The 23,463-nt window shown below is 42.4% G+C and carries 21 protein-coding genes; 20 read left to right on the forward strand and 1 reads right to left on the reverse strand.

The features are described 5' to 3' along the window. Positions 1–93: 93 nt before the first annotated feature. The 6 genes from G608_RS0100090 (at position 94) to G608_RS0100115 (ending at position 5,098) form a co-directional block, all read left to right on the forward strand. Entirely contained in the window at positions 94–1,524 is a 1,431-nt protein-coding gene (locus G608_RS0100090) for an Ig-like domain-containing protein (protein WP_026494273.1), read from the forward strand. A 152-nt stretch (positions 1,525–1,676) separates the two neighbouring features. Continuing rightward, complete coding sequence (locus G608_RS0100095) at positions 1,677–2,168, forward strand: LytTR family DNA-binding domain-containing protein (RefSeq protein WP_026494274.1); 492 nt, start codon at positions 1,677–1,679, stop codon at positions 2,166–2,168. Continuing rightward, a complete protein-coding gene (locus G608_RS0100100) occupies positions 2,161–2,604 on the forward strand; it encodes a DUF3021 domain-containing protein (RefSeq protein WP_026494275.1) in 444 nt (147 codons plus the stop codon). The genes G608_RS0100095 and G608_RS0100100 overlap by 8 nt, the downstream gene beginning before the upstream one ends. Positions 2,605–2,769: 165 nt before the next feature. Next, positions 2,770–3,552, forward strand: coding sequence for a CheR family methyltransferase (locus G608_RS0100105; RefSeq protein WP_026494276.1), 783 nt, complete (start codon positions 2,770–2,772; stop codon positions 3,550–3,552). Positions 3,553–3,565: 13 nt separating this feature from the next. Further along, on the forward strand, positions 3,566–4,546 hold the full coding sequence (locus G608_RS0100110; protein ID WP_026494277.1) for a phage tail tip lysozyme: 981 nt from the start codon (positions 3,566–3,568) through the stop codon (positions 4,544–4,546). A gap of 81 nt (positions 4,547–4,627) precedes the next feature. Beyond that, the gene (locus tag G608_RS0100115; RefSeq protein WP_026494278.1) at positions 4,628–5,098 is read left to right on the forward strand and encodes a hypothetical protein; all 471 of its coding nucleotides are present in this window, start codon (positions 4,628–4,630) and stop codon (positions 5,096–5,098) included. A 43-nt stretch (positions 5,099–5,141) separates the two neighbouring features. Here G608_RS0100115 and G608_RS0100120 read toward each other — a convergent pair whose 3' ends face one another. Then, positions 5,142–5,402: a hypothetical protein gene (locus tag G608_RS0100120; protein ID WP_026494279.1), complete on the reverse strand. Its 261-nt coding sequence runs from the start codon at positions 5,400–5,402 to the stop codon at positions 5,142–5,144. Between the two features lie 239 nt (positions 5,403–5,641). Between G608_RS0100120 and G608_RS0100125 the strand changes: the two genes are divergently transcribed. The 14 genes from G608_RS0100125 (at position 5,642) to G608_RS0100190 (ending at position 23,095) form a co-directional block, all read left to right on the forward strand. Beyond that, on the forward strand, positions 5,642–6,763 hold the full coding sequence (locus G608_RS0100125) for a DUF362 domain-containing protein (protein ID WP_026494280.1): 1,122 nt from the start codon (positions 5,642–5,644) through the stop codon (positions 6,761–6,763). A 98-nt stretch (positions 6,764–6,861) separates the two neighbouring features. Beyond that, positions 6,862–8,187 carry a glycoside hydrolase family 27 protein gene (locus G608_RS0100130; RefSeq protein WP_026494281.1) on the forward strand — a complete coding sequence of 442 codons (1,326 nt, stop codon included), beginning with the start codon at positions 6,862–6,864 and terminating at the stop codon, positions 8,185–8,187. Between the two features lie 586 nt (positions 8,188–8,773). Beyond that, on the forward strand, positions 8,774–9,835 hold the full coding sequence (locus G608_RS0100135) for a LacI family DNA-binding transcriptional regulator (protein WP_242829311.1): 1,062 nt from the start codon (positions 8,774–8,776) through the stop codon (positions 9,833–9,835). Between the two features lie 278 nt (positions 9,836–10,113). Continuing rightward, positions 10,114–11,073 (forward strand): ABC transporter permease, encoded by a 960-nt coding sequence (locus G608_RS0100140; RefSeq protein WP_026494283.1) that lies wholly within the window; start codon positions 10,114–10,116, stop codon positions 11,071–11,073. Between the two features lie 14 nt (positions 11,074–11,087). Further along, positions 11,088–12,014, forward strand: coding sequence for a carbohydrate ABC transporter permease (locus G608_RS0100145; protein WP_081677232.1), 927 nt, complete (start codon positions 11,088–11,090; stop codon positions 12,012–12,014). Between the two features lie 62 nt (positions 12,015–12,076). Next, entirely contained in the window at positions 12,077–13,777 is a 1,701-nt protein-coding gene (locus tag G608_RS0100150; protein ID WP_026494285.1) for an ABC transporter substrate-binding protein, read from the forward strand. Between the two features lie 157 nt (positions 13,778–13,934). Continuing rightward, a complete protein-coding gene (locus G608_RS0100155; RefSeq protein WP_026494286.1) occupies positions 13,935–15,737 on the forward strand; it encodes a glycoside hydrolase family 35 protein in 1,803 nt (600 codons plus the stop codon). A gap of 173 nt (positions 15,738–15,910) precedes the next feature. After that, positions 15,911–16,384, forward strand: a complete 474-nt coding sequence (locus G608_RS0100160; RefSeq protein WP_026494287.1) for a GAF domain-containing protein — start codon at positions 15,911–15,913, stop codon at positions 16,382–16,384. Positions 16,385–16,401: 17 nt separating this feature from the next. After that, positions 16,402–17,154: an NAD(+) synthase gene (gene nadE, locus G608_RS0100165; RefSeq protein WP_026494288.1), complete on the forward strand. Its 753-nt coding sequence runs from the start codon at positions 16,402–16,404 to the stop codon at positions 17,152–17,154. Between the two features lie 276 nt (positions 17,155–17,430). Then, the gene (locus G608_RS0100170) at positions 17,431–18,585 is read left to right on the forward strand and encodes a glucose-1-phosphate adenylyltransferase (RefSeq protein WP_026494289.1); all 1,155 of its coding nucleotides are present in this window, start codon (positions 17,431–17,433) and stop codon (positions 18,583–18,585) included. Beyond that, the gene (gene glgD, locus G608_RS0100175) at positions 18,572–19,693 is read left to right on the forward strand and encodes a glucose-1-phosphate adenylyltransferase subunit GlgD (protein WP_035794228.1); all 1,122 of its coding nucleotides are present in this window, start codon (positions 18,572–18,574) and stop codon (positions 19,691–19,693) included. The genes G608_RS0100170 and glgD overlap by 14 nt, the downstream gene beginning before the upstream one ends. Before the next feature lie 114 nt (positions 19,694–19,807). Next, positions 19,808–21,175 (forward strand): GGDEF domain-containing protein, encoded by a 1,368-nt coding sequence (locus tag G608_RS0100180; protein ID WP_026494291.1) that lies wholly within the window; start codon positions 19,808–19,810, stop codon positions 21,173–21,175. A 24-nt stretch (positions 21,176–21,199) separates the two neighbouring features. Then, complete coding sequence (locus tag G608_RS0100185) at positions 21,200–22,621, forward strand: amidophosphoribosyltransferase (RefSeq protein WP_026494292.1); 1,422 nt, start codon at positions 21,200–21,202, stop codon at positions 22,619–22,621. Between the two features lie 195 nt (positions 22,622–22,816). Continuing rightward, positions 22,817–23,095 (forward strand): HU family DNA-binding protein, encoded by a 279-nt coding sequence (locus G608_RS0100190; protein WP_026494293.1) that lies wholly within the window; start codon positions 22,817–22,819, stop codon positions 23,093–23,095. Positions 23,096–23,463 lie beyond the last annotated feature (368 nt).

Here is a 23,463-nt window from a genome sequence, read left to right on the forward strand (position 1 = left end):
AATCTGATGAATTCTGAAAGGGTTAATGATACTGAAAATGTAGTATTTAATACAAAAATATTCTTTGTATGGAAAGGATAACAGGTACAGCTAATGAAGAAAAATACTAAAGGCTATATTTCGAAAATCATATGTACAGTTGTCACTCTGTCAATGATGTCAGTTAACACAACTTATGTACGTGCTGTTGAAGTAGAAAACTATAATCTATGGGTTGGGAATACACGTGTAACTTCAGCCAATGAAGATGACATTCTTGGAGATGGTACAGCTTCGTTTAACCATTATACTAATACCCTTACGCTCGAAGGTTCTAATATTACAGGCTCATATTCAAAAAATGACGGCAATACATACGGTATATATTCTGAATTAGACTGCCTTACTGTGAGTGGGTATGGTAGCATAACAAATTCCGCAATTGGTATAGGAAGTAATCATATCAACGCTTCTTTAACGGTGTATGGTACAGGCACTGGAATAAATATCAGTGCGGGCGCGTGCGGTATCTGTACAAATTATCAATCAGAAACTCTTAATCTTAAAGGTAAGATAACCACTGAGGCAACTGGTGGGTCTTCCAGAGGCATCTTCTCAGCGGGCACTGTAAACATCGTAGATGGAACGCTTTTTGCTAAAGGTAGTTGGGGAATAGAAACGGGATATTTTTCTGATGGAAGTAAAGATATAAATATAGGCGCAAATGTCACCAAAGTAACGGCGACAATTTACCGTGAAAATTCTGATGTTTATTATCCATTAAGAACCTTTGGCAATATCAATATAAATCCGGCTCTTTCTATAACGACTCCGGCGGAAGGATATGTTGGTAAGGGTGATTCCAATAGCAAGGTAATATTAGCATCGGATGGCTCATATCCGAAAACAGTAGTAATAGAGCCTGTAGGAAATAACAACAATGGTAACAATAATAACAACAATAATGATACCGACAATAGCCATAACTCCGATACCACCAATAATGAAACAACCAAGCCTGCAACAATTCCTTCATTTAAGCTTAATACATCGTCAGTAGTCATTCAGAAGGGCAAGACTCTTAAGACTGTTAAAGCAACTCTTACAAATGATGAAATAAAATCAGTGGAATCTGCAAATAGCAAGATAGCGACAGTATCTTATAGCGGAACGACTCTTTCTATAAAAGGCATAAAGAAGGGTTCTACCAAGATTACGGTAACCACTAAATCGGGACTGTCATGTAAGCTGAATGTCAAAGTACAAACCGGAAAAGTTACAACCACAAAGCTTAAGGTTTCGAAGAAATCAGTGAATCTTGATTCAAAAGGAAGTATTGCAACTGTAAAAGCAACAGCTTCACCAGACTATGTATCTACAAAGGAAAAAATCACAGTCAAATCAAGTAATAAAAAGATCGCGACTGCGAAGATTGATCAGGAAACCGGCGAGATAACCATTACTGCCAAGAAAAAGGGCAGCTGCAAGATTACTGTAAAAGCCGGCAAGAAGACTGTAACAATAAAAGCAAAGGTGAAGAAATAGTTTAAATGAATACTTTGGGGGACTTGTTAATAAGAAGAGGGTGGAATAATCCTACATTCCTCATGCAAAGAATCCTCGCAATTTGTTACAATGATATTGTCTGTTGTAATTGATGGTGATCTTGGATTTTTCGCATGAGGAATTGATGGCTAATGGATGAGAAAATTAGCATTCGTCTTGAGATTGATTCTGGATATGATAAGCCCCAGGTGGTGATCAGGGCATCTGAGAGGACAGAATTAGTCGAGAGGATAATTGAGAGCGTAAAACAATGCGCTGCAGATGATTCAGACAAAAAGATTGCGGTGCGCAAAGAGGACATGGACATTCTGCTTAATAAGAAGGATATTGTCCGTGTTTATACAGAGAGCCGTAAGCTTAAGGTGTGTACTGATTCAGATGATTATGAAGTAAGGATTCCGCTGAAGGAATTAGAGAATGTACTGAGGTCAGATGCGTTTGTCAGAATCAGCCGGGGTGAGATAGTAAATCTTAAGAAGGTTTCCAGCTTTGATATGAGTATAGCGGGGACTATTAAGGTTATTTTTGTTAATGGTACACAGACCTGGGTAGCAAGGCGTTTTATGAAGCATATCCAGGAGAGGTTGGCCGTTCTGAGGAAAGGTGGTGATAAGCATGAGTAGAATAATGAAAAAAGCTCTCATCTTAGGCACCATCGGATTCTGGATAGGTATCCTTATAGGACTTACAGTATGGTATCTGTCAAGCCAGGGAGAGCCTGGTGGTCTTACACTATCAGGACATTCGCTCTTTGAATTATTGGCCGGAGGCATATATGGTGCTGTCAGTATGGGATCATCTGCTGTATATGATGTGGATCGTTGGAGCATTTTGCGAGTTACATTTACTCATTTTATTATATCCTTCTCAGGTTTTTGGGTGCTGGCCGCGATTCAGGGATGGCTATTAATTAATAATCCATTTTTCTGGCTTGGTGTTATGCTGTTTATATGGGCTTACATTACAATATGGTTTGTGAATTTTCTTATTTACAGCAAAAAAGTTAAGGAGATAAATAATGCCCTTGAGGATATTAAGGGCGAGAAAAGTAGTGATTAAGTATGATATTTTGAAAAGTCTAATAGTGAGTCGTGGTTAGTTATATAATCATAATTTTGTTTATATATATTTAATTTTACACTCATGTATTACGTGGGCTATACTAAAATCAGTAGTTATATTGATGGGAACTGTCCTAAAATTTTTGATCAGGGGGTCTTAAAAATGGCTGTTGATTATGAGTGGTTTAAAGGCGAAGTTTATAAGCTTACAAAGATTGATCTTAATGCATACAAAGAAAAGCAGATGAAGCGCAGGATTGATACGCTTATCAGTAAGACTGAGTGTAAGGGCTATGATCAGTATATGGACCTTATCAAGAAGGACCAGACTGCGAGAGAGACATTTATCACATATCTAACCATCAACGTATCCGAGTTCTACAGAAATATCGATCAGTGGAATCTCATGGATAAGCAGATGGTTCCTGAGCTTATTAATAAGTTTGGTAAAAATCTTAAGATATGGAGCGCTGCCTGCTCAACAGGCGATGAGCCATATACTATAGTTATGCTGCTCTCTAACCATATTCCAATCAATCAGATCAACATCATGGCGTGGGATATTGATACCGTTGCGCTTGCAAAAGCTCGCGCAGGCGTATATGATGACAAGGAAGTTAAGGCAGTTCCTGCAGAGATGAAGAAGAAATATCTTTCTCAGGAGCCCGGCGGAAAGTGGCGTGTATCTGATGAGGTCAAGAAGAGAGTAAACTTCAAACAGGCCGACCTTTTAAGAGAGCCCTATCCGAAGGATTATCATCTTATCGTTTGCAGAAACGTGCTTATCTATTTTACAGAGGAAGCCAAGGACGAGATTTTCAGAAAATACTATGATGCTCTCGCACCGGGCGGAGTTCTGTTTATCGGTAGTACCGAGCAGATTATAAATTACAAAGAAATAGGCTTTATCAGAAAGAGCTCGTTCTACTACGAGAAGCCTATGTAGCATCGGAGGAGTTATGAAAGGTTTTTGGGGAAAAACACTTGTTGGAATTACGATTATTTTAGGATGCAGTCTGTTTGTGCCACAGGGCAGCGTACAGGCTGCATCTTTGCGCGGAAATAACAATGAGGAAAAGATTTTTTATTACCTCATGGAAAAAATGAGCTTTAATAATGCAGCAAGCGCAGGCGTTCTTGCTAATATCGAGAAGGAATCCAGCTTTAGGCCCAATGTTGAGAGCGATAACGGAACAAGCTTCGGAATCTGTCAGTGGCATGGACTGCGATATGAAGCTCTGAAAAGATTTTGCAGAAGAGAAGGCTATGATTACAGGGATTTAGAGGGACAGCTTGAGTACTTAAAATCAGAGCTTGAGGGTGATTACTATTACAAAAACAGTGTTCTTGATCCGCTTAAGAGCGTAAGTAATGATGAAAATGGTGCTTATAATGCCGGCTACAGATGGTGTTATTACTACGAAATTCCCGCAGATAAGGAGACCAGGGCAGAGCAGAGAGGCGACCTTGCCAAGAGCGTTTATTATCCCAAGTATAAGGATGTAATTCTTACCCTTACTCCGGGCCAGAAGTATAAGACAGATGAAGGTACCTTTATAGCCCTTACTGAGAACACAGTCAGCTTTAAGAAGGTTGCAAATAAAAAGGCTACAGTGCTTAATATTCCAAATACAGTAACTATCGGCGATATCAAGGCGAAGGTCACTGAGGTGGCGGATGGCGCATGTAAGGGAAATAAAAAACTTACAACCGTCACAATAGGTAAGAATGTAACAAGGATCGGAAAAAATGCATTTTATAAATGTAAAAATCTGACTTCGGTAAAAATCAAGTCAAAGCAGATAGCTGAGTTTGGCCCCGGTTGCTTTTCAAAGATAAATAAGACAGCGGTAATTAAGATCAATAAGAAGGCGTTTAAGACCTATAAGTCTGTGCTTAAGACGATGACACCGGATGGTGTTAAGTTTAAGAAGGGCTGATCCGGTTTGGATTAGAATCTCTTTGAAGGAAGTTTTACCATATTTGAGGTGATTAGTTCGTGACTGCAGAGGGGGATGTTCATGAAGCATAATCTTATCTATCTGATTTATACATTGGTTCTTTTCCTTGTGGGCCTAGGCTTTTTCATTGCGGGCGAATTTAACAGAGTAGAAAAGCCTGTGCTTAAGGATCCTGACATGATCGGCAAGGAAGAGGAGTCGGAGCCGGAACCTCAGGGCGTATCTGAGCTGTCCGGTGAGGACGTGGAAATGCCTGTTCCTGAGCCTGAAGAGACAACTCTTGAGGATATTTCTCTTGATAATGAGCCTGAAGGCGATGAGTCGGATGAAGGCGAAGGAGAGGGCAAAGGCGAAGAAGAGGAAGCGCCCGAGGAGCCTATCTACGACGGACATGAGGAAGAGAGAATAGAGCTTATTAAGGAAAACTACATCGAGACTGAAAAATACGACAGTAATAGATGGACTATTTATTTCAGCGTAGTTTTCTGGGTATTGGCACTTGTTTGTGCTATACTGTATTTTACATCATGAAAAAAGGCTGGCGTTGCGGCGCCAGCCTTGATTTTTATATTGATTAAGCTTTCTTCGGAAGCCAGGTTATTTCGTATATGCTTTCCATTATCTTGCGGAGCTCATCCATCATTTTGAGACAAGCGCTGTTTTCGTCAGTAAATTTCATAAGTCCGATTTTTTCCTTGTGATCCATGAAATACAGTTCCCAGATCTCGCCGACCTTGGTGAGACAGATCCTGCCATCATGCCCTTTCCCAAAAGTATAGAGCTTTGAAGGAACGAGATGTTCTTTGAAAAAACTCTGTAATTCTTGTACTGTCATAATTTCCTCCGTTCCGGCCGGTTGTTACACAAATCTGCCTGCATGTAGTTTTTAATACTACATAGACTATACCACAAAACTACATACCTCTCAAGAGGGCCGGAGCATATTTTTTAAATTTCGCGGGATAAGTGATGTTTAGCTTATGTCAGCAAAGAAGACAAGAATTATTCATTGAAAAAAGTCTATGAAATTGCGAAAATATATTTATGGCATTTACTAATGGAAGGAGAATTCTTATGGGCAAATCAAAGGTATATTTTACTGACTTTAGAACACATATTGGTGTGAGCCAGGGTGTTAAGCTTCAAAAGCTGCTTAAGGTAGCGGGGATAGATACAATTGATTTTGAGGGTAAGTTCGTAGCAATCAAGATGCATTTCGGCGAGCTTGGCAATTTTTCATACCTTAGACCTAACTATGTTAAGGCCGTTGCGGATTTGATCAAGGAGCTGGGTGGAAAGCCGTTCCTTACGGATTGCAATACGCTGTATCCAGGAAGCCGTAAAAATGCGGTGGATCACCTCTATAATGCAGAGGTAAACGGATTTAACAGCGTTACCACAGGCTGCTACGTTATCATTGCAGATGGTCTTAAGGGAACGGATGAGATAAGCGTTCCCGTGCCAAACGGCGAGTACTGCCAGGAGGCAATCATCGGTCATGCCCTTTACGATGCTGATATTATTATTTCTCTGTCTCATTTTAAGGGACACGAGATGACAGGCTTTGGCGGAGCCATCAAGAATATTGGAATGGGCGGAGGAAGTCGTGCGGGAAAGATGCTGCAGCATAACGACGGAAAACCTTCGGTTGAGCCTTCTATGTGTAAGAGCTGTAAGCAGTGTGCGAAGGAGTGCGGATCTGATGCTATTTCCTATGAGACAGGCAAGGCTGTTATAGATCAGGACCTGTGCAAGGGCTGTGGAAGATGTATCGGAGCTTGCGTTTTTGACGCTATACATCCTAACAATGATTCTGCGAAAGAATCTCTTTGCTGTAAAATGGCTGAGTACACGGCTGCTATTGTAAATGGCAAGCCTTCATTCCATATAAGTCTTATCATGGACGTTTCGCCTAACTGCGATTGCCACGGTGAGAATGATGCGCCTATTCTTCCTAATATCGGAATGTTCGCATCCTTTGACCCTGTTGCCATCGATCAGGCCTGCGCAGATATGTGCCTTGCGGCTGAGCCTGTGAGAAACAGTCAGCTTGGTGACAACCTTGCTAAGATGGACTGGCATCGTCACGATGACAATTTCCTTGATAACAATCCTAATGTTAAGTGGAAGGAAACCCTTGCTCACGGCGAGAAGATAGGACTTGGAACAAGAGATTATGAGCTTGTAAAAATCTGAAAATCTGACTTTTTGGACCGGACGAGATAGTATCAACTCCGGTTCAAAAGTGTTATGATTCATTATTGAAGTCATTATTATTTTATGAGGAGAATGGTATGGGAAAGAAGAACTTTTTAAAGAAACCGCCTATGGGGTGGAACAGCTATGATTACTACGATACTACCGTAACAGAGGAGCAGGTTAAGGCCAATGCAAAATATATGGCTGAAAATCTGAAGGAATTCGGTTATGAGTATGTGGTTGTGGATATTGAGTGGTATTCAAAGGATGCCGGCGCAAGACGTGCGGATTTCCAGTATATTCCTTTTGGAAATGATGAGATGGATCAGTTTGGAAGGCTTCAGCCTGCTGTTAACAGATTCCCTTCATCAGCTGACGGAAGCGGCTTTACTCATCTTGCGGAGTACGTGCACGACCTTGGACTTAAGTTTGGTATTCACATCATGAGAGGAATTGCCAGACAGGCAGCCCACGATAAGTGCCCTATTCATGGAACACAGTTCACAGCAGATATGGCTGCCGATGCATGGTCTATCTGCGGCTGGAATCCTGACATGTACGGCGTAAGAGCAAATGAAGCAGGCCAGGCATACTATGACGATCTTATAAAAATGTATGCTGACTGGGGCGTTGATTTTATCAAGTGCGATGATATCTGCGACAGCTTCCTGTATCCTGACAGCGGCAGAATAAAATTCAGCGGCTACGAAGAGACTAAGATGATCCACAGAGCAATCGAGAAGTGCGGAAGAGACATCGTACTTTCACTTTCTCCCGGACCTGCTCATGTGGACAGAGACTTTTTCTATGAAGAAAATGCCAATATGTGGCGAATCACAGATGATTTCTGGGATGACTGGAGACTTCTTAAGGAGATGTTCTGGAGATGCGAGACCTGGAACGGCAGAACCTCCAAGGGCAACTATCCTGATTGCGACATGCTTCCTCTCGGACAGCTTGGCTACGGCTTTGGACAGGAGAGAACCTCCAACCTTACCTTTGACGAGGTTCGCACTATGATGAGCCTCTGGTGCCTCTTCGGATCACCGCTTATGATAGGCGCCGAGCTCACAAAGCTCGATGATGTAAACAAAGCACAGCTCACCAACAAAGAGCTCCTTCGCGTAATGGACGGCAAGCACAGAGGCTTCCAGCTAAGACGTAGCGATGACGAAGCCATCTGGCTCAACATCGACGAAGCCGGCACTGAGCTATTCATCGGTATGTTCAATCTTACTGACAGCGAGAAGGAAGTAAGCTGTGATACTTCCCAATTCACAACCGGCGCAGCCATCGTCCATTCAGCCTCCAACATAAAGGACGTCTGGACCGGCAAAACCAATGACTGGGATTCTAACGAGCAGAGCATAATATCAGCAAAAATCCCTGCCCACGGTGTAGTAGTTTACAGATTGTTCTAAACGCAGATAAAAATGTATTCCCTTTTCCAAAGGTATTTCTTTTCAGCAAATGAGAAGTGGTAGAGGTCTTTCCCCTGGCGGCCTGCCTGTATCTGCGGTTTGCCTTTTTGGGGCAGACACTTTTGGAACTTTTTGCCTGCCCGTATTTGAGGTTTTTCTGTTTAAGGCAGGCATTTTTAGGGATGTTTGCCTGCTTAAATTTGCAATTTGCCTGTTTAGGGCAGGCATTTTTAGGGATGTTTGACTGCCCGTATTTGCGGTTTGACTGTTTATAGCAGAAAAATTAGCCGATATTTGCCTGCCCATTTAAGCAGTTTGTTCAATCGCGGCAGACAATTACGTTACGAATCCCAAATGGCACTTCAAATGTCAATTAAAGCACAAACAAACCGGAGCTTAGTGAAAGAATGTTGGTACTTAGGCTGCATTCTTTGCGGCCTTAGTACCGCTACGTTTTTAACCGAGCGAGAGCGTCAGCAGAGAGGAATATATATGTTTATAAAGCAGGCAGGAGACCCATTCACAAACTCCTTGACATTGTCAGGGAGTTTATTTTATCATGGAGTTGCAACCGGTTTCAAATTTCATGAAAGCGTGTGAAATTATGGGAGCCATAGAGAATAAAAGCATCACAATTTATGATATTGCTCGTGAGGCGGGTGTTTCACCGGCCACTGTGTCGCGCGTTATGACAAACAGTGCTAACGTCCGCGCAGAGAAGAGAAACCGGGTTCTGCAGATAATCGAAAAGTATAACTTTAAGCCCAATGCACTCGCAAAGGGATTATCCGAGACCTCGACCAAATCAATAGGAATAATCGCTGCTGACGTACGAAACCCTTTCTACGCCCAGCTTTTTGTTGCCTGCGAAGCAGCAGCTCAGAAGGCGGGATATACAGTTTCACTGTACAACTCCTTTGGTATAACTGAGAACGAGATAGAGCAACTTGAGATGCTAAGACAGCAGAAGGTTGATGCTATTGTGCAGATCGGCGGACGAGTTGATGATCTTGAAACAGACAGACATTACGGCGAAATCGTAAAGAAGCTTTCAGATACCGTGCCGCTTATAGTCACAGGTCGTCTTGATGAGAGTATTCCCAGCTACAGCGTTGAAATTGACGCCAGAAGCGCCACAAGCCTTGTTATGGAGCATCTGCTTTCACTGGGACATACCAGAATAGCCATAGTTGGCGGACGTCCGGACGTAAGGTCATCATATGATAAGAAGGTCATCTATACAAATATTCTAAAAGAGCATGGAATAGAGGTGAATCCTGACTATATCGTGGATGGCAGCTACTCTATAGAGGATGGCTATGATGCAATGAAGAAAATCATGCAGCTTCCCAAGCTCCCGACGGCGATCATTGCTATCAACGATTTCACAGCTGCCGGTGTTGTCCGTGCAATAGGAGACAGCGGGTATCGCATTCCTCAGGACTTCTCTGTGGCCAGCTTCGATAATACGTATATTTCAGAGGTTATGATCCCCAAGCTTACAAGCGTTGATTATAACTATGAGAGCTTTGGCAAATGCCTGATTGACACGGCCATAGCAGTTTCAAAGGGAGAAGAGGTTCCCCGCTGGCAGAGCGTAGAACCGACTCTGGTGAAGCGTGAGAGCAGCGGGCCAAGCAGAGCCTGAACTTTCAGGAAACTGAAAATATGAAACAAGTTTTGAAACGCATTTCATAGTATATGAACAAAATATTAACGATAAAAGAATATAAAATGAACAGAAAAGGTCAATAGTTAAGAGGTGCTAATTCGCAGCACCTCTTTTTGTACATATTCAACAAATTTGAATCCGGTTTCAAAATATTCATTGACGATATGACAGCACTATGTTTAAATAAAATTATGAAACCGGTTGCAAATTGGTTAAAATAACAACGTTCAATACGTAAAGGGAAGTGGATTTAGATGAGTAAATCAAATAGCGCGGAAGCGAAAGCAGTTCCGCACAAAAAGAGAGGATTTATCGGCAACATAATAAAGTACAGAACTTTGATTCTGATGTGTATACCGGCAATTGTTTTCTTCTTCATGTTTAGTTACATGCCTCTGCCGGGTATATGGGTTGCATTTGTTAAATATAACTACGGTAAGGGAATATTCGGAAGTAAATTCATAGGACTTGCGAATTTCGAATTCCTTACATCATCCGGAAAGCTCTGGTCACTGACTAAGAACACAATTCTTTATAACCTGGCTTTCATTATCCTGGGTAATGTGCTTGCGATCATCATGGCTATTCTTCTTAACGAGATGCAGGCAAAGCTGTTTAAGAAGGTTTCTCAGACAATGATGTTCCTTCCTTACTTCATTTCACAGGTTCTTGTAGGAGTTCTGGTATTCAACCTTCTGAACTACGATACAGGATTTGTAAACGGAATACTTGAAGTTTTGGGAATGGAAAAATGGCAGCCTTACGCTGATCCGAATGTATGGCCGGTACTTTTGGTTATCATTTATCTCTGGCAGCAGACAGGTTATAACTCAGTAGTTTACTTCGCAGCTATTTGCGGAATAGATGCAGAAATCATAGAGGCATCCAAGGTTGACGGAGCTAACGCGTTCCAGAGAATCAGATACATCATTCTTCCGAGCCTTAAGCCTACGATCATTATCCTGCTCCTGTTCGCACTTGGCGGAATCGTAAAGGGTAACTTCGGTCTGTTCTACAACATAGTAGGAACAAACTCACTGCTCTATGATACGACAGATATCATCGAGACCTTCGTTTACAGAGCTACAATGACAGACTTCAACTTCTCAACAGCTTCGGCAGTTGGTCTTTATCAGTCACTAGTTGGATTTGTAATCGTTATGGTAGTTAACGGGGTTATCAAGAAGATCGATCCTGAATATTCACTGTTTTGATTGGGAGCATAAAAATGGCTAAGACAAAAGATTTAGATTTAATGGAAAGCGGAGCCAAGGTAAAAATTGGTGCGACCGATATGGTTGTCCGCGGAATAGGTTATTTCCTTACAACCTTTTACGCACTGGCCTGCATTTTTCCTTTCCTTATAATTCTGGCATCAAGCTTTACTTCAGAGAATTACATAAGACTTCACGGAGTTCAGCTTGTGCCCCACGAGTTTACATTTAAAGCATACGAGATGGTTACAAAGAGCGGACTCATTTGGAAGTCATACGCACTTACAATCACCATGACGCTGGTTGGAACAGGTGTAGGACTTGCAATCATCTCAATGACAGGATATGCGCTTCAGCGTAAGGATTTCCCTTTCAGAAACGCGATTTCCTTCTATATTTACTTTACAAGCCTTTTCTCAGCAGGTCTTGCACCTTACTACCTGCTGATGACTCAGACATATCACTTAAAGGACAGCTACTTCGCAGTACTTCTTCCTTTGATGATGTCACCCTGGCTGATCATTCTCATGAAGAACTTCGTTAAGCAGATTCCTCACGAGATTACAGAGTCGGGAAAAATCGACGGAGCAGGAGATATGGTTATTTTCGTAAGACTGGTTCTTCCGATGCTTAAGCCGGCGCTTGCAACAATCGGACTTTTCCTTGCACTTGGTTATTGGAATGAGTGGTATCAGTCATCACTTTTCCTTTCAAGTAAGGTAGACGTAAAGCCACTTCAGTACAGCCTTTACGAAATTGTTAATAAGACCCAGGCCCTTAAGCAGTCAGTAGCAGGACAGTATATTTCACTTACCGATCTGCCTACAGAGACTGTAAAGATGGCAAACGCAATGCTTGCAACGGGACCTATCGTACTTCTTTATCCGTTTGTACAGAAATACTTCATCGGCGGTATCACGGTAGGAGCTGTTAAAGGTTAACTGATCTTTACTCGAAACGAGTTCAGATATACACTATTCATTTTTAATAGGAGGGATTTGAAATGAAAAAAAAGGTATTGTCAGTTTTACTGAGTACTGCAATGGTATTCTCACTGGCTGCCTGTGGTGGTTCATCAAACAGTGGTGATAGCGCTGCAGACAAGACAGAGGCTACCACAGAAACAGCTGCAGAAGATACCGCTGCAGCAGAGACAGCTGAGTCAACAGAAGAAACAACAGAAGAGGCAGGCGAGGCTACAGAGGCAGCTGCATCTGATATTGATACTTCTGAGCACGTAGTTATCAACTACATGACAACAGGTGACAGACCTGATGGAAAGTCTGCTGAGCGTCTTGATGAGATGCTTGCAAAGCTCAATGAGATCCTCACCGAGAAGGTTAACGCTGAGCTTCAGATCTACTACATTGAGTGGACAGATTATCTTGCAAACTACAACCTTACACTTGCACAGATGGATGGTTCTGTAGACCTTGTTGGTACAGCATCTGACTGGCTTGATGCATGGCCGAATGCAAAGAACGGCGCTTTCCTTGCACTTTCAGAGGATATGCTTAAGACATATGCTCCCAAGACATGGGCTAGCGTACCTGCTGACCACTGGGATATGTGTAAGTATGACGGTGACATCTATCTGATTCCCGAAGATAACTATGCACAGTGGACAAACCACGGATTCATCTATCGTCTTGACTGGGCTAAGGATGCAGGTCTTGCTGATGGCGTACACAGCTGGGAAGACCTTACAACATACTTCAGATATGTAAAAGAGAATCATCCTGAACTCAAGGCTGTTTGGGATTCAGACGGAACACAGTATGCACAGATGGCTAACGGCTGGATTGCTTCACACACTAACTTCGTAGCTATCGATGGTCTTGCAACAGGCGCTCTTTGGGGTGGCACAAAGGATGACCTTTACACAGTTGTTACACCTGTTATGACAGAGACAGACTCACTTGTTGAGTATGCAAAGATGATGAAGGAGTGGGATGAGATCGGTGTATGGCCTACAGACGTTCTTAACAACACATCTTCACAGAACAGAGATGAGTACCGTGTAGGTCAGGTTGCAGCTGAGCAGCACCACACACAGACATGGACAGACCTTTGCTCTGCAACAGAAGCTAACACAATTTATGCTGATGATGAGAAGGCTGAGTCAGGCTTCTTCTACTTCGGCGAAGAGACAGACAACGTAGTTGCACTTTCAATCACACACGGTGCTATGGCAGTTTCTGCAGCATCTGAGCACCCTGAGAGAGCTCTTATGGTTTATGACCTTATCAGAAACGACCCTGAGTGCTACAAGCTCTTCAACTATGGTATCGAAGGCGTTTCATATGAGATCAACGATGAAGGTCTCAGAACAACTCCTGAGGGATATGATTCAGCAACAGACAACATCAATGGTATGACAAACTACTGGTGGGGACGTAACGACGATATCGAGATCAGAGATGCAACACGTAACTGGGATAAGATCGACGAGCTCTATGCTAAGTATGACAAGGTTAAGATTGACTATCCTTATGGACAGTTCGTACCTGATGTAGATGCTATCCAGGCTAAGATTGATAACTGTAACGAAGTTTACACAAACTACATGAAGCAGATCTCATTCGGTAAGTACACAGGTACTGCTGAGGAAATCGTAGCTGAGATGCAGGATGCTCTTGCACAGGCAGGTATCGCAGATGTAGCTGCTGAACTTCAGACACAGATGGATGCACTCTATAAGTAATCACCTGGCGCGATTCTTTCGAGCTTAGTGTACTACTTAGTTCTGGCGAATGCGAAGCATGAGAGCAGAACACTACTTGATACATTAAATCAAAAGGGAATACCGGTATACCATAGCTGGTATTCCCCTTTTTTTAATGAATAGGAATTATTAAATTATGAGTAGATTTCAAATAAAAGACAAGTTTTACCTTGATGGAGAACCATTTAAGATAATTTCAGGATCTTTTCACTATTTTCGTACTGTCCCAGAGTATTGGAGAGACAGATTATTAAAATTGAAAGCAATGGGTGGAAACACCGTTGAGACATATATTCCGTGGAACATGCATGAGCCTAAAAGAGGCGAATTCAACTTTGAAGGAATGCTGGACCTTGAGAGCTTCATAAAGCTTACCGATGAGGTTGGCCTTAAGCTGATACTTCGTCCCTCGCCCTACATCTGTGCAGAGTGGGAATTTGGCGGACTTCCGGCTTGGCTTTTAAAGGAAGACGGCATGAGGCTCAGGGTTAATTACGAGCCCTTCATGAAGGAAGTTGAAGCCTATTATGATGTTCTGATGCCCATCATCACAAAGTATCAGATTGATAACGGCGGCAACGTGATCCTGATGCAGATTGAAAATGAGTATGGCTATTATGCAAACGATAAGAGCTATATGCAGCGCATGATGGATATCATGAAAAAGCACGGCGTCACAGTACCTCTTATTACCAGTGATGGACCTTTCCCGGAGAACCTGAACGGCGGTTCTATAGAAGGTGCACATCCCACAGGAAACTTTGGATCAAGAACAGAAGAGCGCTTTAAGGTGCTTGAAAACTATACTAATGGCGGCCCTCTTATGTGTGCTGAGTTCTGGGTTGGCTGGTTTGACCACTGGGGAAACGGTGGTCACATGACCGGTAATCTGGAAGAGAGCGTAAGAGATCTTGATAAGATGCTTGAGCTTGGTAACGTCAATATTTACATGTTCGAGGGTGGTACAAACTTTGGCTTCATGAACGGATCTAACTACTACGACGAGCTTACCCCGGATGTTACAAGCTATGACTACGACGGAATCCTTACAGAGGATGGTCAGATCACAGAGAAATATCGCAGATATAAGGAAGTAATTTCCAAATATACAGAGATCCCCGAGGTTCCCGAGCTTTCAGAATCAGTCATAAAAAGAGGTGCCTACGGCGAGCTTAAGTGCGAGGAAAAGGTTAGTCTTTTCTCTGTACTTGATGACATCAGTAAAAAAACAAGCAGTGTATATCCTGTCAGCATGGAAAAGCTTGATCAGAACTACGGATATATACTTTACCATTCTACTCTTGAAACTGAGGATGCTATTGCTAAGATCCGTCTTTGGGATACTGCGGACAGGGCAAATATCCTTGTGGACAAAAAGCCTCTTATAACACTTTACGACCTTGAGCTTGCAAAAGAGGCAGAAATCCTTACGGATGAGGAAATCGCAAAGGCTATGGCACTTCCTTTGGAGGAGCAGATGAAGCTTTCCCAGAGAGGTAAGGATCTTGATATTCTTGTTGAGAACATGGGAAGAGTTAATTTTGGCCCCCGAATGGAGCATCAGAGAAAGGGTATTGGTCAATGCGTTCAGATAAACGGCCACATGCACAATAACTGGGATATGTATACACTTCCTCTTGATAACATAGATAAGGTAGACTTCTCCAAGGATTATATCGAGGGCACACCTGCATTCTACAAATTTACCTTTGAAGCAGATGAGTGCACCGACACCTTCCTTGATTTTGAGGGCTGGGGCAAGGGCTGCGCCTTCTTAAACGGCTTCAACCTTGGAAGATATTGGGAGATTGGTCCTCAGAAGAGACTTTATATCCCGGCACCCCTTATCAAAAAGGGAAAGAACGAGATAATCATGTTTGAGACTGAGGGTAAGGTTAAAGATATCATCACTCTTAAGGATGAGCCGGATATAGGCTGATATTATGAAAAGAATTAGCGGACAGGCTTTGAACAATTCAGAGCTTGTCTGTTTTTTCATTTCATGGATAAACTGTGAAATCCTATTTAAAGATAGTATTAGCCATACATTCAGTGTTATTATTGTTAATGACTTAATCACTTTACTTAAATGGCGAAAGGAATACTTACATAATGGCAGAATTAACACAGAGAACAGATTATGATTTACTGGCACTGCAGGCTAAAGGAATGCTGGAGGAGGAGCCCTGGTACACAGCTGCCATGAGCAATCTCTCCGCACTTATAATGGATACAATGGAAAAGCTCAACTGGGCCGGCTTCTATATAATGAGAGACGGAAGGCTTGTGGTTGGCCCCTTTCAGGGAAAACCTGCCTGCATACATATTGCGGTAGGAAAGGGAGTTTGCGGAACCGCGGTAGCTGAAGATAAGCTGCAGCTTGTTCCCGATGTGCATCAGTTCCCGGGACACATTGCCTGCGACAGCGCATCGGAGTCAGAAATCGTTGTGCCGATCCATCATAACGGAGAGATCGTTGCCGTTCTTGATATCGACAGCCCCATAAAAGAGCGCTTTGATGAGACAGACGCAGAGGGACTTCAGAAATTCGTGCAGATAGTTGAAGAGAACATCAGCTGGGAATAATTAGGAGGAAATTCACAATGATTGAAGCACTCAAGAATTTTGATGCTCAGAAAAAGATTGATGAAATAGTAGCATGGATAAGACAGTGGTTTGAGGAAAACGGAAGCGGCGCCAACGCTGTTATCGGACTTTCCGGCGGCAAGGATTCAACAATTGTTGCGGCTCTCCTTGTGAAGGCTCTTGGAAAAGGCCGAGTTGTGGGCGTACTTATGCCTGACGGAGAGCAGAAGGATATAGACGATTCAAAGCGCGTTGCAGAGCTTCTTGATATAAAGCATTTCATAGTTAATATAAAGCCTGCTACGGAGGAATTTTATGAAGCTCTTGAAAAAAGCGGCGCAGAGCTTTCAAGGGATGCAAGAATAAATACTCCGCCAAGAATCAGAATGACTACGCTCTATGCAATCGCACAGTCACTTCCGGGAGGCGGAAGAGTTGCTAATACCTGCAATAAATCAGAGGACTATGTAGGTTACTCCACAAAGTACGGCGATGCTGCCGGAGATTTTAGTCCCTGCTCTGATTTTACGGTTACAGAGATGCGCATGATAGGTGATGCTTTGGGACTTCCATCTGAGCTAATTCATAAGACACCTTCAGACGGACTTTCCGGAATGTCGGATGAGGACAAGCTTGGTTTTACCTATGACGAGCTCGATACCTATATTTTTACAGGCGTTTGCGAGGATCAGGCCAAGAAGGAAAAGATCGAGCGACTTCACAGAATAAACCTTCATAAAATCCAGTTGATGCCTATGTTTCATCAATAATCAGAAAAACTGAAGTAAATTGATCCAGCCATATTTTGATAACCATTTTCAAAATATGGCTGCTTTTTATATCTTCAAAATATAATTGCAAGTTTATTTAATATAAGAAGATAAATTTTCAAAAAATAGCGCAAAAATCGAGCAAAATAACTGTTTAATTCTTGCGCTATCACTGTTTAGCCTTTAGAATAGAAATATGATGTGAGGGGAAAGTGTTAAGGTCTATTCTGAACACAGGCACATTAAATTCTATATATTCAAAGAGGGGTAATCAATATGGCACAAACCAATATGTTGGCTATGATTCTAGCCGGTGGTCGTGGAAGTAGATTGCATGACCTTACTAACAAGGTTGCCAAACCGGCTGTGGCGTACGGTGGTAAGTATCGAATCATCGATTTTCCGCTGAGTAACTGCGCAAACAGCGGAATCGACATTGTAGGAGTACTTACTCAGTACGAGTCAGTGCTTCTGAACAGTTATGTTGCGGCAGGCGGAAGATGGGGACTGGACACCAAGGACAGTGGTGTATTTGTTCTTACGCCTAGAGAAAAGGCTGATTCAGGTCTGGACGTTTATCGCGGAACAGCTGATGCAATTTCTCAGAATATCGACTTTATCGATGCTTATGATCCTGAGTATCTTCTGGTACTTTCAGGAGACCACATCTATAAGATGAACTATGACAAGATGCTGGCATTTCATAAGGCAAATAAGGCAGACGCAACTATCGCGGTGCGCGGAGTGCCTATTAAGGAAGCAAGCAGATTCGGTATCATGAATACCGGTAAAGATAATATGATCATCGAGTTTGAGGAAAAGCCCGCTAAGCCCAAGAGCAATCTGGCTTCAATGGGTATCTATATCTTCAACTGGAAGACCATGAGGAAGATGCTTATTGAGGATATGAAGAATCCCAATTCCAGTCATGATTTTGGTAAGGACTTCATACCTGTAATGCTGAGTGAGGGCAAGGCTCTCTACGCATACGAATTCTCAGGCTACTGGAAGGATGTTGGAACTATCGATTCCCTTTGGGAAGCTAACATGGATCTTCTGGACAGTGAGAATGAGCTTGATCTGGATGATACATCCTGGAAGATTTATTCCGAGGATACAGGAATCACACCTGCTTATATTGCTGAGACAGCAAAGGTAGACAGGGCATATATTAACCAGGGCGCTGCCATTGGCGGAGAGGTTAAGAACTCTGTTATTTTCTCTAATGTAAAGATCGCACCCGGCGCTAAAGTCGTTGACTCTGTACTGATGCCGGGAGTAACAGTGCTTGAAGGGGCAACTGTTACAAGGGCACTCGTAGCCGACAATGTAAAGATCGGTAAGGATGCCAGGGTTGGAAGCAGTAAGAGCGAGGAAATCCTTCTCGTAGCAAAGAATGTGAAGGGGGAGGATAAAAATGGCAAAGAATAAAGCTTTTGGTGTTATAAATTCAGCAGCAAATTATATAAGAGTAGAGGGACTTCATGATTACAGACCAATAGGTGCGTTTGCGTTCCTTGGACGTTTTCGTATGATCGATTTCCCTATTTCCAATTTCAGTAACAGTGGATTCGACAGAATTCATGTTTACCTTAACAGCAGACCACGTTCTATCGTTGAACATATCGGTTCCGGCCGTCATTACAACATCAACTCCAAGAGGGGCGGTATACAGATGATGTTCACACAGAACAACGGTGCAAGCTCAATCTACAACACAGATATCAACGGATATCTTGAGAACATTGAGCAGATTGAGCGTATGCATCAGGACTACGTTGTTATAGCACCCAGCTACATGGTTTTCAAACAGAACTTCCAGGAACTTCTGGATGCGCATGTTGATTCCGGAACGGATGTCACTGTCTTGTACCACAAGGTTGATCAGGCAAAAGAGTACTTCAGAGGCTGTAACTGCATCACTCTTAACAAGCAGAAGGGCGTTCAGAAAATTGAGCGCAACATGGGCACTGCAAAGGATAAGCTTATCAGCATGGATACTTATGTAATGTCCAAGGAGATGTTCATATATCTTATTAAGAAGGCTAAGAGAGAGTCTTCTGCATATTCTCTGGCAGATATGATCGGTCTCGAGTGCAGCGATCTTGATATCAGAGGATATCAGCACAAAGGTTACTTCGCAGCTATAACAAGTCTGGATGATTATTATCGTTCAAACATGGAGCTGCTTGATTACTCAACATCGACGGATTTCTTTAAGGCAGACTGGCCCTTCTACACAAGGACTACGGATGCATGTCCGTCACAGTACTTCCACGGTTCAAAGGTAACCAATTCGATGATATGTAATGCATGTCTTATTGAGGGTACTGTTGAGAATTCAATTATTGGACGTAATGTTCACATCGGTAAGGGAGCGATAGTTAAAAATTCAATCATACTTGCTTATTCAGATATAGCAGATGGCGTATATATCGAGAATGCTGTAATCGATAAGTGGGCTGATATAAAGAATGTCAAAAAGCTGGTATCAGATTCTATTACGCCTGCGTATGTAAAGAGGAATGACATTTTGTAAAACTTCCCTCCCTATATAGAGAAGTCTTACTAAAATTACCGGCATGGCGCAAGCTGTGCCGGGTTTTTATAATATAGATGACCGGAGAATTTCCATAAATTATGAGGGCGGAATATGGACTTTCAGGGATATGTAAATCTTGTAAATAAAGCGTGCTGTGTCATGTCCATAAAAAAGGATAAGAATGATATAGGTGAGATCAGGATAGTCTGTGCCAATGACATGTACAAAAAGTCAATGGGTGAAGACAGATATCATGACAATATGCTTTACAGTGACCTTGTGCCAAAGGACAGGAAATTTGACCAGTTTGTCTACGATACGGCAATAGAGGGAAAGCCCAGGCACACTTATGTTGAGACTAAGGCTTTGGAGTCATGGACCGATATGATACTGATTCCCCTTGTTCAGGATGAGGAATACGGTTATTGTCAGTTTATGTTTGAGTTTACCAAGGATCCCGATCCCGACAGGCTTGCCAATGTAAATATTGATACCGCAGCAGAGGTTATCAAGAATTGTGCTATTTTCAGGTCCGCGGATAATTTCCTTGTTGCGCTTTCAAGTGTTACGGAGAACCTCAGAAAAAAGAGCGATGCAGAAAGATGCGTTGTAATCGGCCTTCAGGAAGAAATTAAAAAGGTCTCGGTTCTCAGTGAGAGTATCATGGATGGCTATAAGCCCATGAGAGAAATCCTGCCTACGATCCCCTATGAGGTTGTAACCTCATGGATAGATACGGTGGGCGACAGTAACTGCGTCATTGTATCAACGGAAGCCGATATGGCAGCTCTTGAAAAAAGAAACCCTGAATGGGTTAAGAGCCTCAGACATGAAGAGGTTTACAGCATCTGCTTTTATCCTATGTTCCAAAACAAAAGACCGATAGGATATCTTTACGTTGTCAATTTTGACACCATGAGACTTGCCGAGATAAAAGAGCTTATAGAGCTTACATCTTTTTTTACAACGTCCGAGCTCATAACCTATAACCTCATGAAAAAGCTTGAGGAAATGAGCAGCCTTGATATGCTTACCGGTGTTGCCAACAGAAACGCCATGAATAACCGCGTGGATCAGTTTGTGGTTGATGCTAATCTGTCCCATACGCCCTATGGTGTTGTTTACATTGATCTTAACGGCCTTAAAAGAGTAAATGACAGATATGGTCATGAGGCCGGAGACCAGATGCTTCTTAATGGTGCCCAGATAATTGCCTCGGTTTTCCGCGGTGATGAGGTATATCGTGCAGGCGGAGATGAATTTACTGTAATTTCTTTTGACAATGAAGAGGCATTTTATGCTAAAGTAGAGAGGTTGAGGGATAAAATGTCTTATCCGAATGAAATTACCTGTGCGGCAGGTTCTTATTATGCGACAATCGGCGGAGATATCAGAAAAGCCATGAGCATAGCTGACGCAGCAATGTATCTGGATAAGGAAGTTTTTTATGAGGAGCATCCCGAACTGAAAAACAGATAACAGCAAAGATTTAGAGGAGGCATTATGGGAGGATTTTTCGGAGTAGCATCACGTGAGAGTGCGGTTTTTGATCTTTTCTATGGAACCGACTATCATTCACATCTGGGCACACGCCGCGCAGGTCTTGCGGTATATGACAAAAAGAAGGGCTTTGACCGTTCTATTCACAACATTGAGAGATCTTATTTCAGACCTAAATTCGAGGACGACATGCTTCGAATGGAGGGTAATCTTGGTATTGGCTGTATTTCTGACTTCGAGCCGCAGCCGCTCATCGTACGTTCACACCACGGCACCTATGCCATAACAACAGTAGGAAAAATCAATAATATCGACGAAATCACCAATAAGCTTTTTGCGGATAACAGATCCCACTTCCTTGAAATGAGTGGTGGTGACATCAATCCCACAGAGCTTGTTGCTTCTATAATTAACCAGAAGGTTACTATCGTTGAGGGTATCCGTTATGCTCAGGAGATCATTAAGGGCTCCATGACCATGCTGGTTATGACTCCGAATGGAATCTATGCAGCAAGAGACAGATACGGCAGAACCCCTGTGGAAATAGGCCACAAGGACGAGGGCTTCTGTGTTTGCTTTGAAAGCTTCTCATATTTAAATCTTGGATACGATCCCTACAGGGAGCTTGGTCCAGGCGAGATAGCTTATATCACTCCGGAAAGCGTTGAGATAGTTGCTCCTGCCTTCGAGGAGATGAGAATCTGTACATTCCTTTGGATTTACTATGGTTTCCCGGCATCTGCCTACGAGGGACTTAACGTAGAGGATGTGAGATATGGCTGTGGTAAAAAGCTTGCACAGCGCGATATGCAAAGAGGTCTCCACCCTGATCTTGTAGCGGGGGTTCCGGATTCAGGTGTTGCGCACGCCATCGGATATTCCAATGCATCAGGCATCCCCTATTCAAGACCCTTTGTAAAATACACACCCACATGGCCCAGATCCTTTATGCCCACAGTTCAGGCAAGACGCGATCTGATAGCCAAGATGAAGCTTATTCCAATCAATCAGCTCATAAAAAATAAGAGCCTTCTTCTTATCGACGATTCAATCGTAAGAGGAACCCAGCTTCGTGAGACCACAGAGTTCCTGTATAAGAGCGGTGCCAGCGAGGTTCATATAAGACCTGCATGTCCTCCGCTTATTTACGGCTGTAAGTATCTTAACTTCTCAAGATCCAACTCTGAGATGGAGCTTATCACAAGAAGAGTTATTGAGAAACTTGAGGGATATCCAAAGCCGGGAGAAGAGACTGTAAGAAAGTACACAGATCCCGATTCACCTCAGTATGAGGCAATGCTTGAAGAAATCAGGAAGGAGCTTAACTTTACATCACTTCATTATCACAGACTTGATGATATGGTGGAGGCTATTCCCATTGAACCCTGCAAGCTTTGTACATATTGTTGGAGCGGAAAAGAGTGATAAATACTACTTTTTTCAAAGTTTCAATAGCTTAATTGTACAAGAATACTGATTATTTTTTGAATAGTTTCACCAAAAAGCGATAAAATAGGGAAAAATTCGACTTCAAATGCTAAAAAAGGCTTGTTTTTCAATAATTTCAATGCTAACATAGTCAATGTAGCTAAATTTTCTTATTTTTTGGAGGAAAAAAATATGAACAAGACAGAATTAGTAGAAGCAATTGCAAAGGAGACAGGTCTTTCTAAGAAGGATTCTGAGAAGGCTGTTAAGGCTTTCGTTGATGTTGTTTCAAAGCAGCTTAAGAAGAAGGACAAGGTTCAGCTTGTTGGCTTTGGTACATTCGAGACATCTAAGAGAGCAGCTAGAACAGGTAAGAACCCTCAGACTGGCGAAAGCATAAAGATTCCTGCTTCAATCGCTCCTAAGTTTAAGGCTGGTAAGGCTCTTAAGGATCTTGTTAATAAGAAATAATCAAGAAGTAATCAAGAAATTGATGAAGAAGGCTGGCAGACATTATGTATGTCTGCCAGTTTTTATTTCCGGGTGTTTTCCCAAAAGCTAAGACCGTAAGTAATACTTTGTACATATCGTATTCATTAACTTTTTATAAAGCCTCTTTATTTTGTGTTTGCTATATGGTTATTTTGATAAAATAGTTATGTGACCATATGGCTTTTGGAAAAGCTTTTTATTATTTCTGGAAAGGGGGATGGCGCAGACGAAGGGCATTATATTCTAATATTATGGTTGGATACTTCTTACGAATGACAAGAATAAGAATATCTGGATGAAGACACAATAAAGTAATATGATAAAAGTCCTGCCTGCTCATATAGAGG

Origin of the sequence: Butyrivibrio sp. WCD3002 (assembly GCF_000424265.1) — a bacterium.
In the GTDB taxonomy this organism is placed as follows: domain Bacteria; phylum Bacillota; class Clostridia; order Lachnospirales; family Lachnospiraceae; genus Butyrivibrio.

Bases quoted from the DNA above. Each gene is read 5' to 3' on its own strand.
- G608_RS0100090 (WP_026494273.1), top strand. From the start codon at position 94: ATGAAGAAAAATACTAAAGGCTATATTTCGAAAATCATATGTACAGTT.
- G608_RS0100095 (WP_026494274.1), top strand. From the start codon at position 1,677: ATGGATGAGAAAATTAGCATTCGTCTTGAGATTGATTCTGGATATGAT.
- G608_RS0100100 (WP_026494275.1), top strand. From the start codon at position 2,161: ATGAGTAGAATAATGAAAAAAGCTCTCATCTTAGGCACCATCGGATTC.
- G608_RS0100105 (WP_026494276.1), top strand. From the start codon at position 2,770: ATGGCTGTTGATTATGAGTGGTTTAAAGGCGAAGTTTATAAGCTTACA.
- G608_RS0100110 (WP_026494277.1), top strand. From the start codon at position 3,566: ATGAAAGGTTTTTGGGGAAAAACACTTGTTGGAATTACGATTATTTTA.
- G608_RS0100115 (WP_026494278.1), top strand. From the start codon at position 4,628: ATGAAGCATAATCTTATCTATCTGATTTATACATTGGTTCTTTTCCTT.
- G608_RS0100120 (WP_026494279.1), bottom strand. From the start codon at position 5,402: ATGACAGTACAAGAATTACAGAGTTTTTTCAAAGAACATCTCGTTCCT.
- G608_RS0100125 (WP_026494280.1), top strand. From the start codon at position 5,642: ATGGGCAAATCAAAGGTATATTTTACTGACTTTAGAACACATATTGGT.
- G608_RS0100130 (WP_026494281.1), top strand. From the start codon at position 6,862: ATGGGAAAGAAGAACTTTTTAAAGAAACCGCCTATGGGGTGGAACAGC.
- G608_RS0100135 (WP_242829311.1), top strand. From the start codon at position 8,774: ATGAAAGCGTGTGAAATTATGGGAGCCATAGAGAATAAAAGCATCACA.
- G608_RS0100140 (WP_026494283.1), top strand. From the start codon at position 10,114: ATGAGTAAATCAAATAGCGCGGAAGCGAAAGCAGTTCCGCACAAAAAG.
- G608_RS0100145 (WP_081677232.1), top strand. From the start codon at position 11,088: ATGGCTAAGACAAAAGATTTAGATTTAATGGAAAGCGGAGCCAAGGTA.
- G608_RS0100150 (WP_026494285.1), top strand. From the start codon at position 12,077: ATGAAAAAAAAGGTATTGTCAGTTTTACTGAGTACTGCAATGGTATTC.
- G608_RS0100155 (WP_026494286.1), top strand. From the start codon at position 13,935: ATGAGTAGATTTCAAATAAAAGACAAGTTTTACCTTGATGGAGAACCA.
- G608_RS0100160 (WP_026494287.1), top strand. From the start codon at position 15,911: ATGGCAGAATTAACACAGAGAACAGATTATGATTTACTGGCACTGCAG.
- nadE (WP_026494288.1), top strand. From the start codon at position 16,402: ATGATTGAAGCACTCAAGAATTTTGATGCTCAGAAAAAGATTGATGAA.
- G608_RS0100170 (WP_026494289.1), top strand. From the start codon at position 17,431: ATGGCACAAACCAATATGTTGGCTATGATTCTAGCCGGTGGTCGTGGA.
- glgD (WP_035794228.1), top strand. From the start codon at position 18,572: ATGGCAAAGAATAAAGCTTTTGGTGTTATAAATTCAGCAGCAAATTAT.
- G608_RS0100180 (WP_026494291.1), top strand. From the start codon at position 19,808: ATGGACTTTCAGGGATATGTAAATCTTGTAAATAAAGCGTGCTGTGTC.
- G608_RS0100185 (WP_026494292.1), top strand. From the start codon at position 21,200: ATGGGAGGATTTTTCGGAGTAGCATCACGTGAGAGTGCGGTTTTTGAT.
- G608_RS0100190 (WP_026494293.1), top strand. From the start codon at position 22,817: ATGAACAAGACAGAATTAGTAGAAGCAATTGCAAAGGAGACAGGTCTT.